The sequence below is a fragment of the Paenibacillus sp. cl123 genome, from assembly GCF_900101595.1.
In the GTDB taxonomy this organism is placed as follows: domain Bacteria; phylum Bacillota; class Bacilli; order Paenibacillales; family NBRC-103111; genus Paenibacillus_G.
Genome location: NZ_FMYY01000021.1, coordinates 106,464 through 121,438, shown reverse-complemented (window position 1 = coordinate 121,438; position 14,975 = coordinate 106,464). Strand labels below are relative to the sequence as shown.

Genomic DNA, 14,975 nt, shown 5'->3' with positions numbered 1-14,975 from the left:
TTCACAAAAGCGATAAAGCGAGGTGGAACTTTCTGCTCGCAAGAAAAGCTACCGCTAAAACACGAATGTATCTTCCTCGAATTGACTCCGATCAGGAGCTTTTCTTATATTTGAAAGGGCAAGGGTGATAACGAATTCAAAGACTCGACCCAAGGACTTGTCGGCGGAATTTCCTATAAACGGGCGGAATCTTCTCTAAATACAGAAGGGAGGGATCCCCTGATAATAGAGGGAAGAGGCCCGATCGGGCGGTGACGGCGCATGCCGATATGAAGTGGGAGAGTGACCAGCATGAGTAAAGAAATCCGCAGTCTGTACGACAGGCTGCTGCCGGCTCCGCGCAGCGGGGGCTTCCGAATGGACGGGTACTGGGTGTGGTGCGGCTCGGTCGTAAAAGGGGAGGACGGTCGTTTTCATATGTTCGCATCGCGCTGGCCCAAGCATCTGCCGATGCATCCGGGCTGGCTGGTCCATTCGGAGGTCGTGCGGGCTGTGTCCGATACGCCGGAAGGACCGTATGCGTTCCAGGAAGTCGTGCTGCCTGCGCGCGGGGCGGAATACTGGGACGGCCGCAGCACGCATAATCCGCACATCGTGAGGCATGGCGACACCTACGTGCTTTATTATATGGGCTCCACCCATCCGCTGGCCGACGTACTGCCGGAGGAAGGAAGCGCGTTTGGCCTGAGCGATGCGCGGACGATCGTGGCCCGTGCCAATAAGCGGGTCGGAATAGCGACCGCGAAAAGCGTGTTTGGCCCATGGGAGCGGCGGGACGCCCCGATTTTGCCGACCAGACCCGGCCGCTTCGACAGCTTTCTGACCTCGAATCCGGCTCCGTGTATTCATGGGGATGGCTCGGTGATGCTGATCTACAAGGCGCGCCGTTATGAGGGGAATGTACACGGGAAAATGACGCTCGGGGCGGCGCGGGCCGAACGCTTCGACGGCGCTTACCGGGTTGTCAGCGAGGAGCCGGTGTTTCCGCCTGACCGCTTCCACCTAGAGGACCCGTTCGTGTGGCATACCGGCGACCGGTACGAGCTGATCGCCAAAGATATGGACGGCAACCTCTGCGGAGAGGCGCATGCGGGCATTCATGCTTATTCCCGCGACGGATTGGACTGGCAATTAGGCGAGCATCCGAAGGCGTATTCGCGCAGCATCACCTGGGACGATGGCTCGGTGACGACGATGGGCAGCTTCGAGCGGCCGTTCCTATTGTTCCAGGACGGAAAGCCGACACATCTGTTCGCCGCCACGGCGGATGGCCCAGGCGGATTTGCGCGGGCAACGCAGACGTGGAATATGGTGGTGCCGATCGCTCCCGAATAAGCGGACGAAGCGCGAGCCGGGAAGCTGGCCTGCCAACCTTCAAACGTTCAGGAGAGACGTACAGACAGGAGAGGAATTTGAATGGATAAAAGGCATGCAGACAGCAGCCTCTGGTACAAGCAGCCTGCGGCTCAGTGGGTTGAAGCGCTGCCGGTAGGCAACGGGCGGATAGGCGGCATGATATTCGGCCAGCCGGGCGACGAGCGCATCCAGCTGAACGAGGATTCGATCTGGTATGGCGGCCCCAAGGCGGGGGAGAATCCGGACGGCCGAAGCTGCCTGCCTCATATCCGCGAGCTGCTGCTCCGGGGAGAAGCGGAGGAGGCGGCCTGGCTGACCCGGATGGCTATGTACTCGCAGCCGAAATATTATAATCCGTACCAGCCGCTGGGCGAGTTAAAGCTGTTCTTCGGCGGCGCTGCAAACGGCCAAGTCGAGGATTACCGGCGCGAGCTGGATTTGTCGACGGGCATTGTCCGCATCTCTTATACGATTCATGGGTTGCGTTATACACGCGAAATTTTTTGCAGCAGCCCGGATCAAGTGCTTGTGATCCGGCTGACCTGCAGCGAGCCGGGGAGGCTCCGGCTGAGCGCGAGCTTGAACAGGAGGCCGTATGAAGGCGCAAGCGGGGCGCGGGATGAACGAACGGTCGGCATGAGCGGAGAATGCGGCCGGGACGGCGTGGACTATGTCTGCCTGCTGCGAGCCGTACCGGAGGAGGGCGGTACGGGGACGATTCGGACGGTAGGCGATTTTATTTCCGTCGAAGGAGCGTCGGCGGTTACGCTGCTGCTGGCGGCGGGCAGCACGTTTCGCGAGGCCGATCCCGAACAGGTCTGCCTCCGCCAATTGAACGGCGCGCAGGAACGATCCTACGAGGAGCTGCGGTCCAGGCATACGGCGGATTACCGGACGCTGTACGACCGCGTGTCCCTCCGTCTCGGACCTGGCAGCGAGGCGGAAGCGGATCAGCTTCCGACCGACGAGCGGCTGAAGCGGGTTCAGGAAGGCGCCGAGGATCAGGGTCTGACGGGGCTGCTGTTTCAGTACGGGCGTTATCTGATGATCGCCAGCTCCAGGCCGGGAACGCTGCCGTCCACCTTGCAGGGCATCTGGAACGACAGCTTCACACCGCCTTGGGAGTCTAAATATACGATCAATATCAATACGCAGATGAACTACTGGCCGGCCGAGGTGTGCGGGCTGTCCGAATGCCATGAGCCGCTGTTCGATCATCTGGAGCGGATGCGGGAGCACGGCCGCAGGACGGCCAGGGAGCTGTACGGCTGCGGAGGTTTTGTCGCCCATCATAATACGAACCTATGGGGAGAGACGCGGCCGGAAGGACTGTTTACGACTTGCGTGCTGTGGCCGATGGGAGCCGCCTGGCTAAGCCTTCATCTATGGGAGCGGTATTTGTTTACCCGGGACGAGTCTTTTCTGGCGGAGCGCGCTTATCCGGTGTTGAAGGAAGCCGCCGAATTTTTCGTCGATTATTTGTACGAGCTGCCGGACGGCAGACTCGTGACCGGTCCGTCCGTATCGCCGGAAAATCTGTATGTGCTGCCGGACGGCGGGCGGGCGGCGCTCTGCATGGGCCCGTCCATGGATACACAGATCGTCGCCGAGCTGTTCGGGGCCTGCATCCGGAGCGCGGAGCTGCTTGGCGGAGACGAAGCGTTCGCAGAGCGGCTGTCCGGACTGCGGGCGAGGCTGCCGCAGCCGCAGATCGGCAGGCACGGACAACTGATGGAATGGCTCGAGGATTATGAGGAGCATGACCCCGGCCACCGGCATATTTCCCAGCTGTTCGCGCTGCATCCGGGGACGGCCATCTCCACCCGCGGGACGCCCGAGCTGTCCGAAGCCGCGAGGACAACGCTGCGCAGGCGGCTGAGCAGCGGAGGCGGGCATACCGGCTGGAGCTGCGCCTGGATCATCAATATGTTCGCCCGGCTGGAGGACGGCGAGCAGGCGCATGCGTATGTGCTCAATCTGCTCCGCAAGTCGATCTACCCGAATTTATTCGATGCGCATCCGCCCTTCCAGATCGACGGCAATTTCGGGGTGACCGCAGGCATCGCCGAGATGCTGCTGCAGAGCCATCAGGGAGAGCTGCACCTGCTGCCGGCGCTGCCGAAAGCCTGGAGCGAAGGGGAAATATCCGGACTGCGAGCTCGCGGCGGCTATGAAGTCTCGATCGCGTGGAGCGGGGGAGCGCTACGCGAAGCGCGGCTGATGGCAGCCAAGAGCGGCGTATGCCGGGTTCGCGTCCGGGGAAGGCTGCAGGTTGCCGCAGCCGACGAACGACCGGTTCCTGCATCTGCCGGCGAAGACGGCCAGACGCTCGTCTTCCGCGTGGAGGGCGGGCAAGTTTACAGCTTGCTTCCTTGCTGAATAGGGACAACAATCAGAGCCCGCTTCCGGAGCAGTATCCGGGAGCGGGCTTGTTTGAGCGTATACTGCTCCGGAAGCGGGCTGTATATAACGACAACGCGTATACACCGGCGCTAACCGCCGGATGGTTGCGGCTGCTTGGACGGACAGGGCGCTCAGCGCCCCGTCCAGGAGAAGAAATCATCGGATCGTGCAACGAAACTGCGACGATCATCGCCTACAATGGAAGGAGCAGGATAATCCGAAGGGAAGAAGGCAGAGACGATGAGAAATGTAATTATGATCGCGACGGATCAGCAGCGCGCGGACGCGATGGGATGCGTCGATCCCAGCTACTATACCCCGAACCTGGATCGGCTCGCGGCGATGGGAGTGAGATTCACCGGAGCCATCAGCACCTCCGCACAATGCACACCTTCGCGGGCTTCGTGGATGACGGGCAAGTACCCGCATCAGGTGGGGGTCAATCAGATCGGACATGTGCTCGATCCGGGGGAGTGGGGGATCGCCAAGGCGTTTAATGAGGCAGGCTTTGAGACGGCGTATTTCGGCAAGTGGCACCTGGGACTGTCGGCTGCGGAGCATGAATTCCAGGTCACCGGCTACCGGACGGACGGAGTCGAGCTGGACGGGGCCAATAAGGACCCGAGATTTCACAGCAACAAGGATGCGCATACGACAGCTCAAGCGCTGAATTATTTGGAGGACTACAACGGAGGCAAGCCGTTCTTCATGAAGGTAAGCTGGTATATGCCTCATCCGAACTCGCCGGAGGACCCTCCGTTCGAGCGGATCGAGCGGTACGAGGACCGGTTTCCGCTCGCGGAAATGCCGATCCCGGCCAGCTATGAGCTGGACGATCTGTCCGGCAAGCCGCCGTTCCAGCGCCAGCGCTCCCGCAAGGGCGAATCCGAGCTGTCGGAAGCGCTCGTCCGCCGGGACGCGCAGCGGTACCGGTCTTTGCTGGCGCTTATGGATACGAATCTCGGCCGCTTGTTGGCCAAGCTGGAAGCGAAGGGGCTGATGAACGACACGGCGATTTTGTTCACGAGCGACCACGGGGATATGCAGGGGGCTCACCGGCTGCGGCTGAAGGGCGTGCTTCCGTACAAGGAGCTGTATAATGTGCCGCTTGTACTGTATGTGCCGGGGGAGGCGGTTTCGCGCAAGCTCATACCCGACCTGGTCTCCAGCGCGGCCATTCCCGGTACGCTGCTGGCGGCGGCCGGCGTGGAGGTGCCGGAAGAATGCGAAGGAGGGTCGCTGCTGCCCCGCCTGGGCGAGGACAGTCCGCCGGCCGGCGAGCATGTATTCTTCGAGCATCACCGGGCGTACTGGGGGTATCATCCGCTGCGCGGTGTGCAGACGCCGGAATGGAAGTACGTGTATTATTTCGAGGACGGGCTGGAGGAAATGTACCATCTGGCGCAAGATCCCGACGAGCTTGTCAATGTAGCCGGACGGCCTGATGCCGAGGAAGAGCGGCTCAGACTGCGGCAAGCGGTTGATGCTTGGTGGGAGGCGACCGGAGGCTTATCGAGGACACCGATTGAAGATCCGGACAGCGTCTGGGGCAAAGAGGGTTAAACGTAGAAATAGAAACAGAAACAGAAACAGGACCTTGTCTTCCGCTTGAAGCGGATGTCAAGGTCTTTTCCGTATAGGACAAAGGTCAGAGAACTGAATAAACGGATCGCCTGCAAGGGAAACGGATCGAGCATGTGAGGCAAAGATAAGATTTCAGACAATCGGATAAGGACTTGGCTCGACTTACCAAAGGTTTTTGCATCCTCCATCCAGAACAAAATAAAGAGAAGGATTGCGAGCAGAGAAGACCGGAGGTGGCTGGTTTATGTATCATGTGCTGGTGGCGGAGGACGAGCATTGGATTCGTGGCGGAATCGTCGAGATGGTGGAGCGGATCGGCGGCGGCTTTAAGGTTGCGGGCGAGGCCGGCGACGGAGAGGAAGCCTGGAACCTGATTCATGAGCTGTGTCCGACCGTGCTGATCACGGACATTATGATGCCCAAGCTGGACGGGCTGTCGCTGATCAAGCGGCTCGATGACATTCAGTTTCCGATCATGAGCATCATCATCAGCGGGTACGATAATTTCTCGTATGCTCAGCAGGGCATTCGCTACGGCGTGTCCGAATATTTGCTCAAGCCAGTCCGGGAAGAAGCGCTGAAGGAGGCGCTGGACAGGTCGATAGCCCGGCTGGAGAGACTGTATCCGCTTCATGAACAGCTGATGGCGATCCAATCGTTCGTCGACCGGATGCAGACGATGGAAGCCAAGCAATTGATGAGCGAGCAGTCGCAGCTCGTGCAGGCCATACTCAAGAGCAGGCACGGGCATCCGAGCTCCAGACTGGGACTGCTGCGCATCTTGGCCGGGAAGCTGCAGGATGCTCTGACGTATTCGTACCCGGAGGCTGAGCGCCCCGCGGGCGACGATAATACGGAGGAGTCGGCCCGCAGGCAGGTACAGCAATTGGCGGAGCAGTGGTGCCGGCTCGGACAAGATCCGCAGAGCAAACGCTCGTTCCGGCTTGTCATCCGTCAGGCATGCGAATATGCCGAGAAGTCGTACATGCGGGAGATCAGCCTGTCGGAGATCGCCGATTATGCCGGCCTCAGCGTTTCTCATTTCAGCGCCTTGTTCAAGCAATACTCGGGAGATTCCTTCATTAACTATATGAACCGGCTGCGGATCGACAAGGCCAAGCAGCTGCTGCTGGAGCCCGACCTGAAAATTTATCAGGTAGCCGATATGGTAGGCTTTTCTTCCATGCCTTACTTTAATCGCGTGTTCAAAAACTTGACCGGACTTTCGCCCAATGAATTCAGAAAAGGGATGGGAATATGAGACATCTGTGGATGCGCTTTCCGATCAAATTCAGCATGGTCGTCCTGTTTATGGGGATCAGTCTGATCTCGCTGATGCTGATGGGCATGATCTCCCATATCGCTTACAGCAATGCGGTCAAGCAGGACTTTCATACGGTAACGGACGAGGCAAGCAAAAGATTGAATCATCACATCGAGTTTTATTTCGAGCAGCTGTCCAAGACGACCCGGACCTTGATGAACGCGGAGCCGATTCAAAGCTGGTTTGATGGGAGTCGGGAGGTGACCATTTTTGAGAAAGAGGAGATCGAAGCGCAGCTCAGGCGTCATGTCGCGCTGAATTTTACGGAGGTGGCCGGAATTTTCTTGTTGTCTACGGACAGAAGAGTGCTGGCTATGCGCAGTTATTTGTCCGAGGAGGTCGCCCTGGCGGCAGAGCCGTGGTTCTCCATGCCATTCTCCGAAGAAAGGGCTCTGATTCCTACCCATACGATCGCTTATCCGCAAATGAGCGGCATCCCGGTCATTTCCATGCTGAATCCGGTATACAGCAATAGAAGTCTGGCCCCCATCGGCTCCATTATTATCGACCTATCGCTGCAGGAGCTGGAGGCGACCTTCGAGCGTTCCAGATTGGGGGAAACCGGCCAGTTCATGATGCTCTCGCAGGACGATACGATTGTGTATCACCAACTCAAGGACTGGCGGGGGCGCAAGCTGGCCGATACCCCGATGGGCGTTATGGACATTCCGGAGGCGGGCGGCGTAAGCATTCAGAAATACGGGGGCAAAAAAATGCTCGTCTCCACCAGCAGCTCCCAGGTATCCGGGTGGAAGGTGGTGGCGGTCGTGCCGTTCGACGAGATGGCGAGCGGCTTGTATGCGGCGCGAAATATGACTCTGCTGGCCTTTCTGCTGATCGCCATTGTGATCGTCTTGGCCGTGCCCCGGGTTTCAAATCTGTTCATCACGCCTGTGCTGCACCTGAAACAGCAGATGAACCGGGTATTTCAGGGCGATTATGAAACCCGTGCCGAATTCCATCAGGGCCGCAATGAATTTCAGAAGCTCAACTACAGCTTCAATAAGATGGTGGAGCAGCTGGATGAGCAGATTCGTATGATCTCGAACCTGAAGCTGCAGGAGATGCAATCCCGCTTGCGCCAGAAAGAGGCCTATATTCAGGCCTTGCAAAATCAGATCAATCCTCACCTGTTGTACAATTCGCTGGATGTGATTAAAAGCATCGGCTATATCAACAACGATGAGCTCGTGGTCAGCATGGCCGGCAACCTGGCGGATGTGTACCGTTACACAGCCAGAATTTCCGATAACGAGGTTGCTTTGAGAGAAGAGCTGGCCATACTGGAAAAATATTTGGAGATTACCCATATTCGCTTCCCTAAGAAATTTCAAAGTCGCATAACCGTCCATCCGAAATTTCGCAGCTGCTCGATCATGAAGCTCACGATACAGCCCATTGTGGAGAATGCAGTGAAATATGCGGTTGAGCCCAAGGGAGGGGACGCCGCGATTATTGTGAGCGCATATAACGACCGGGACGATCTGGTGATCGAGATTGCGGATAACGGGCAAGGAATCGCCGAAGCGAAGCTGAAGGAGCTGAACGAGCGATTGGACCGGATGACGGAAAATGACAGCGGGCATTCCTCCCCCTCGACGGAATCAATGGGAATTACGAATGTGCATGCGCGGCTGGTTCTCAATTACGGGGAAACGTATGGCTTGCGGCTTTCTTCATTCGAGGGACGCGGGACAGTTGTGTCGATCCGGATTCCGCTGAGCTTGGATGGCAGAAGCGGACGGCGGTGAAGAAATCAGAGATCTGTGTAAAGCCTTACTGACATGAATCCCCTATGATAAGGGAGAAGCCAAATCAACTGCTGAAAAGGGACAGGTGAAACTTATGAACAAGAAGCTGTCAGTACTGTGCGCGCTGCTGCTTTCCGTGGGCGGCATTATGGGCTGCTCCAAGCAGCCGGATGCCGGCGGACCGGGGAAGTCAGCCGAGCCGGCCGCCGCTGCCGAGCTGGATGAGAAGCTGACGATCAACTGGATGGCCCGGGCTTACCAGGGAGGCGGGTGGCCGGACGATCATCCGATGATTCAGGAGCTGAACCGCAAGTTTAACGTGGATCTGAAAATCCAGTGGGTGCCTGCCGCCAACTACAAAGAGAAATTAAACGTGCTGGCTGCCTCGAACGATTTCCCGGATGTGTTCCTTGTATTGTCTTCGGAATTCAACAAATGGAAAAAACAAGGGCTGTTCCTGGACACGCAGCCTGTCCTGAGCCAATATCCGAATCTGGCGGCCATTCCTCCGGAAGCGGCCCGCATACTGAACCCGAAGGGGAAGATGCTTGGCTTTCCGTATTATATCACGCAAACCCGGGATTCCTTGTCTGTTCGCGAGGATTGGCTGAAAGCGCTTAATTTGCAGCCGCCGAAAACGATGGACGAATTTTACGAGGTCGCCAAAGCTTTTGCCACCCGGGACCCCGACGGCAACGGCAAACAGGATACGAGCGGCTTCTCGTTCTATATCGACACGGACTCTGTCTTCCGGGACCTGGAATTTGCGATGGCTGCGTTCGGGCTGGGCAACCAGTGGTCGGAAGTGAACGGGCAGCTGGTCCCTTACCAGACCCAGGTGGAGGAATGGAAAAAACTGCTGACCTTCCTGAGCAAAGCTTACAGCGAAGGTGTGCTGGACAAGGACTTTGCGGTTAACAAGGTGCGCGGGCCGCTGGACAAATTTGAAGCCAGCAAGATCGGATTTGCCAATATCAATCCGAATCAGTACAAATCCACGACCGATAATTTGACCAAGCTGGTGCCGACCGCCGTGCATGCGCCCATTGATCCTCCGAAGGGGCCGACTGGCCTGACGGGCACGCAAAGCCTGGATATGCTGGACAAAAACGTCATCAACGCCAAAATCGATCCGAAGAAGCAGCGCCGCATCCTGATGATGCTGGATTATTTCCTGTCTCCGGAAGGCTCGGACTTCATCAAGCACGGCATCGAAGGCACCCATTATAAGAAAGTGTCTGCGGATAAGTACGAGAAGCTTCCGGCCGCCGACAAGGACCGGCAAAATCTGATCAACAACTGGATTTTCCGGCCGTTTGATCCCGGCATTCAGATGTATAAATGGGAGGACCCGGCCCAGCATCAATTTATCCGGGAGATGTTCGCCCGCAACGAGAAGCATAGGTGGGCCAATGCGGCAGCGGGGCTTGAGTCGGAGACGATGAACCGCAGCGGAGCCAACCTGAACGCAAAGTTTGTGGAGGCGGTCACCAAAATTATTATGGGCCGTGATCCGGTCTCGGCGATCGAGAAGGCGTCGGCGGATTGGCTGGCCGGCGGCGGCAGCAAAATCATCGATGAGATCAATAAGGCCTACAAGGAATAAGGAAACGGATAGGAGGGGCACGCATGCAAGAGCAATCGACGGTCAAGCTATACCGCTCCAATGCCGCATCGTCTAGAAAGACCGCCTGGAAGGAATGGAAGCGGGGACTTCCGTTATATGTGATGATTTTGCCGGGCCTGCTGTTTTTTCTGATCTTCCGCTACTTGCCGATGGGGGGCATCGTGATCGCCTTCCAGGATTACAGCCCGTTTGCCGGATTTGCCGGCAGCGAGTGGGTCGGCTTCGCGCACTTCCAGCGGCTGTTCGGGGAGCCGGACTTCTGGTCTCTATTAGGTAATACGCTGATTCTAAGCGCGCTGAATCTGTTTCTGTTTTTTCCGGCACCGGTGCTGATCGCCGTCGTCTTGAATGAAGTCCGGCTGCAATGGTTCAAGAAGCTGGTGCAGACGGCAATCTATATGCCTCACTTTCTGTCTTGGGTCGTGGTCGTGGGGATTACGGTCATCCTGTTCGCCACCCAAGAAGGAGCCATCAATAAAGCGCTGGCCGATATGGGACTTCCGCGCATCGAGCTGATGACGGACCCGGCTTACTTCCGGTGGGTGTATGTCGTGCAAAATATATGGAAGGAAGCGGGCTGGAACGCGATTATTTTCCTCGCGGCGCTGGCGGCCGTAGATCCTACCCTGTACGAGGCTGCCGTCGTGGACGGGGCGAACCGGTGGAAGCAGGTGTGGCACATTACGCTGCCCGCCTTGAAGTCCACGATCCTGATCCTGTTCATTCTCAGGCTGGGACATGTGATGGATATCGGCTTCGAGCACATTTATTTGATGCAAAATTCGCTTAATCTGTCGGTATCCGATGTGTTCGATACGTATGTGTACAGGACGGGCGTGCTGCAGGGAGAGTTCAGCTATACGACCGCCGTCGGGTTGTTCAAGTCGGCGATCGGGCTTGTTCTGATCGTCATCGCGAACCGCTGGTCCAAGAAAGCCGGAGAAGAGGGGGTTTATTAGCATGAATACGTATGATTCGCGGGGCAAAGATCCTCTCTTCACCGCCCTTCTGTTCGGGGTGCTCATGCTGACGCTGCTCTGTGTGCTTGTCCCGTTCATCTATGTCATCTCGAGCTCGTTCGCCACTCAGCAGGAGATCATGTCCCGAGGATTTTTCTTCTTTCCCCGGGAATGGACGATTGAGGCTTACGGTTATCTGATGAGCAACCGGAACTTTATCCGGGCCTTTCAGAATGCGGTTCAGATTACGGTGGTGGGGACGGCGATCAATATCGTGCTGACATCGCTTATGGCGTACGGCTTGTCCAAGAGCTGGCTGAGGGGCCGGCGCACGATGAATTTCATGGTGCTGTTCACGATGATTTTCGCCGGGGGCATGATCCCGACTTATCTGGTCATCAAAGAGCTGGGCCTGCTGAACAGCTACTGGGCGCTTTATCTGAATACGGCGATCGCCCCGTTCAATCTGATCGTGATGCGAAGCTTCTTCCAGAGCATACCGGCTGAGCTGGAGGAATCGGCGCGGATAGACGGCTGCTCGGAGCTGCGGCTGTTCTGGAGAATCGTGATCCCGCTGTCCATGCCTTCGATCGCCACGTTCACTTTGTTTTATGCGGTATTTAACTGGAATACGTATTTCTTCGCGATTTTGTTTATCAACGATTCGTCCGACTGGCCGCTTCAGGTGTTTCTGAGGCAGATGCTGATCGAAACCGATTCGGGCATGGAGGCGGATGCCGGCACCTTCCAATATACGCCCGCCGTCAAGATGGCGGCTGTGATCGTCACCGCGCTTCCGCTGCTGATCGTGTATCCGTTCTTGCAGAAGCATTTCAATAAAGGCATGATGCTTGGTTCGGTGAAGGGCTGATTGCACAAGGCCGATTTTATCTGGAAATGGAGATGAGCTTATCATGAGAATATTATTTCTCGATCTGGATTCCTTAAGTCCCGACCATATGAGCTGCTACGGCTATCACCGGAACACGACGCCGAATATCGACCGGATCGCGGCCGAGGGCGTCCGCTTCACCAACTATTATACCTCCGATGCTCCCTGCGCTCCGTCCCGGACGGCGCTGATGAGCGGCAAGCACGGGATCGTGAACGGCCTGGTCGGCCATGGCGGAACCGCCGGCGATATGAAGCTGGAAGGACAGGGTCGGGAGCTGATGGGCAAGCTGACGCGGGGAGGAGCTCTGCCGTCGTACCTGCAGCTGGCCGGCAGCTTGAATACGGCGCTGATCAGCCCGTTCGCTCAGCGGCATTCGACCTTCGCGTTTTATGCGGGCTTCAACGAGATTATCAATACCGGGAAATACGGCAATGAATCGGCCGAGCATGTGACCCCGGTTGCGCTGGATTGGATCGACCGCCATGCGAAGAAGGATGACTGGTTCCTATATATCAACTATTGGGACCCCCACACGCCCTACCGCGCGCCGATGGAGTTCGGCAATCCGTTCGAGCATGAGCCGCTGCCGGAATGGCTGACGGAGGAGGTGCTTGAGCAGCATAAGCAGATGGTCGGCTCCCACTCCGCACAAGAGCTGGTAATCGATTTCCAGAAGAAGGCATACACGAACCGGACCAGCCCGAGTCTTCCGCGCCAGATCGGCGAGATTCAGACGATGGACGACCTGCGCAGCATGATCGACGGGTACGACTGCGGCATCCGGTATATGGATGAGCATCTGGGCCGGCTGTTCGCGGCGTTGACGGAGCAGGGCGTGATGGACGATCTGATCGTCATCATCTCGGCGGATCATGGTGAGAATATGGGGCAGCTGGGTATCTACGGCGAGCATGCAACCGCCGATCAGGGCACATGCCGTCTGCCGATGATTATTCGCTGGCCGGGCATGAAGCAGGGGATTGTGGACGAAGGCTTGCACTATCATGTGGACCTGCTGCCGACGCTCGCGGATATGCTGGGCGGCCAGCCGTTCCCGGAATGGACCGGGGCGAGCTACGCGCCCGTACTGAGAGAAGGCGCGGATTGCGGCCGCGACTACCTCGTCATCTCGCAATGCGCGCATGTAGCCCAGCGTGGCGTTCGCTTCGGAGACTGGTTATATATCCGCACCTACCATGACGGCTTCCATCTGTTCGACCGGGAGATGCTGTTCAATCTGAAGGACGATCCGAAGGAGCAGCATAATCTGGCCGCAGAGCGCAGAGATTTATGCATGCAGGCGGTTTATTACCTAAACGATTGGCATGACGAGATGATGAGCCGGTCCGGCGACGATACCGATCCGCTTTGGACGGTGATGAAGGAAGGCGGACCGTTCCATGCCAGAGGCTACCTGCCGAACTATATCAAGCGGCTGGAGGAGACGGGGCGGGGTCATCACGTGGCCGAGCTGGTGCGCAGGCATCCCGGAGAATTTCCCCAGGAGCCGGACTCCGCCTTGGGATGGTTGCAGGCGCGATTGCACGCCAAGATGAGGGGGTAGCGCGCGGATGAGCGATTCCAGAATGAACTTTATTTTCTTCTTTCCCGATGAGCTGCGGGCGGAGAGCGTAGGCTGCTACGGTCATCCTGTCGTCCGGACGCCGCATCTGGACCGGCTCGCCTCCGAGGGCGTCCGGTTCGATCAATGCCATGTGCAGAATACGGTATGCAGTCCGTCCCGGTGCAGTTTGATGACGGGCTTATACCCGCATGTCTCGGGCCACCGCACGCTGTGGCATCTGCTGCGCCCGCATGAGCCCAGCTTGTTCCGCTACCTGAAGCGCGCCGGGTACCGGATACGGTGGTACGGCAAAAATCATTTGTACAACGATGCGTATCTGGAAGAAATTCTGGAGGACGACGCTTGCCGGGAGCCGGACGAGATCAGACGCCAGTTCATGGGAGACTTTCAGAAACGGAATCCGTATGAGCCGGACGATCCGCGCTTCTACAGCTTCCTGATGGAGCCCGGGCAAGGAGACGAGCGGTCCACGGAAACGGCGCATTCCATCGGGAGAGCGGTGTCTTTCCTCCAGTCGGAGGAGGCGAAGGAGCAGCCGTTCATGCTGTACTTGCCGACGCTTCTGCCCCATGCGCCGTATGTCGTGCCCGAGCCGTTCTACAGCATGTACGATCCGGGGGCGCTGCCGCCGCTCCGAGCATCCGGCTTGAAAGGCAAGCCTGCGTTTCATGAGTTTATCCGCAGCTATCGCCGGCTGGATCAGATAACCGACGAAACGCTGGAGCGGATTCAGGCCGTCTATCTCGGAATGATCAGCTACACCGACTGGGCGTTCGGTGAACTGATGCGGGCGCTGGAAGCAAGCGGACTGGTGGACAACACGACGGTTATCGTGTCCTCCGATCACGGGGACTACGCCGGGGATTACGGTTTGGTGGAGAAATGGCCGAACGGCATGGAGGATGTGCTGACCCGGGTGCCTCTGATTATACGGTCTCCGGGAAATAAGCAGGGGCATGTGGTTCATGAACAGGTGGAGCTGTTTGACGTGATGGCGACGATGCTGGAGCTGGCCGGCGTGGAGGCGGAGCACGATCATTTTGCCCGTTCGCTCGTTCCGCAGCTGGGCGGCGCGGCCGGAGACCCGGACCGGGCGGTGTTTGCGGACGGCGGGTATAACCCGCGGGAGCCGCACTGCTTCGAGGGAGATCCGGTGCGGGACGCCTGGTTCGCGAACAACCCGGACAACTGCTATTGGCCGAAAGCCAGACAGCAGCAGGAGCAGCCGCACAGCGTCTGCCGGACGACGATGCTGCGCACGCAGGACTACAAGCTGATCCGCCGGAGCGGCGATGCAAGCGAGCTGTACGATTTGAAGCGCGATCCGCAGGAGCTGGGCAACGTCTATGATGACCCCGGCTATGCGGAGGTGCGCAGACAGCTTGAAGCAAGGCTGCTGGACTGGTATCTGGAGACGGCGGACACGGTGCCGAGGGATAGTGACCGCGGCATGTTTATAGCGAGGCAATCGGGATAAGCTGACTCGGACGC

The 14,975-nt window shown here is 57.9% G+C and carries 10 protein-coding genes; all 10 read left to right on the top strand.

The features are described from left to right. Positions 1-291: 291 nt before the first annotated feature. The 10 genes from BLR08_RS24490 to BLR08_RS24445 all read left to right on the top strand — a co-directional run bounded on the left by BLR08_RS24490 (position 292) and on the right by BLR08_RS24445 (position 14,961). Positions 292-1,335: a glycoside hydrolase family protein gene (locus BLR08_RS24490; RefSeq protein WP_072336241.1), complete on the top strand. Its 1,044-nt coding sequence runs from the start codon at positions 292-294 to the stop codon at positions 1,333-1,335. An 81-nt stretch (positions 1,336-1,416) separates the two neighbouring features. Continuing rightward, positions 1,417-3,735: a glycoside hydrolase family 95 protein gene (locus BLR08_RS24485; protein WP_072336244.1), complete on the top strand. Its 2,319-nt coding sequence runs from the start codon at positions 1,417-1,419 to the stop codon at positions 3,733-3,735. Positions 3,736-3,999: 264 nt separating this feature from the next. Then, positions 4,000-5,322: a sulfatase family protein gene (locus tag BLR08_RS24480; protein WP_072336247.1), complete on the top strand. Its 1,323-nt coding sequence runs from the start codon at positions 4,000-4,002 to the stop codon at positions 5,320-5,322. Positions 5,323-5,587: 265 nt separating this feature from the next. Next, positions 5,588-6,604, top strand: a complete 1,017-nt coding sequence (locus BLR08_RS24475; protein ID WP_072336250.1) for a response regulator transcription factor — start codon at positions 5,588-5,590, stop codon at positions 6,602-6,604. Next, entirely contained in the window at positions 6,601-8,418 is a 1,818-nt protein-coding gene (locus BLR08_RS24470; RefSeq protein ID WP_072336253.1) for a cache domain-containing sensor histidine kinase, read from the top strand. The genes BLR08_RS24475 and BLR08_RS24470 overlap by 4 nt, the downstream gene beginning before the upstream one ends. 94 nt (positions 8,419-8,512) lie before the next feature. Next, on the top strand, positions 8,513-10,024 hold the full coding sequence (locus tag BLR08_RS24465) for an extracellular solute-binding protein (RefSeq protein ID WP_072336256.1): 1,512 nt from the start codon (positions 8,513-8,515) through the stop codon (positions 10,022-10,024). Positions 10,025-10,047: 23 nt separating this feature from the next. Then, complete coding sequence (locus tag BLR08_RS24460; protein WP_072336259.1) at positions 10,048-11,004, top strand: ABC transporter permease; 957 nt, start codon at positions 10,048-10,050, stop codon at positions 11,002-11,004. 1 nt (position 11,005) lies between these two features. Then, on the top strand, positions 11,006-11,875 hold the full coding sequence (locus tag BLR08_RS24455) for a carbohydrate ABC transporter permease (RefSeq protein WP_072336262.1): 870 nt from the start codon (positions 11,006-11,008) through the stop codon (positions 11,873-11,875). 43 nt (positions 11,876-11,918) lie between these two features. Then, positions 11,919-13,463 carry a sulfatase family protein gene (locus tag BLR08_RS24450; RefSeq protein WP_072336265.1) on the top strand — a complete coding sequence of 515 codons (1,545 nt, stop codon included), beginning with the start codon at positions 11,919-11,921 and terminating at the stop codon, positions 13,461-13,463. A gap of 7 nt (positions 13,464-13,470) precedes the next feature. Beyond that, complete coding sequence (locus tag BLR08_RS24445) at positions 13,471-14,961, top strand: sulfatase family protein (RefSeq protein WP_072336268.1); 1,491 nt, start codon at positions 13,471-13,473, stop codon at positions 14,959-14,961. The last annotated feature ends 14 nt before the right edge of the window (positions 14,962-14,975 follow it).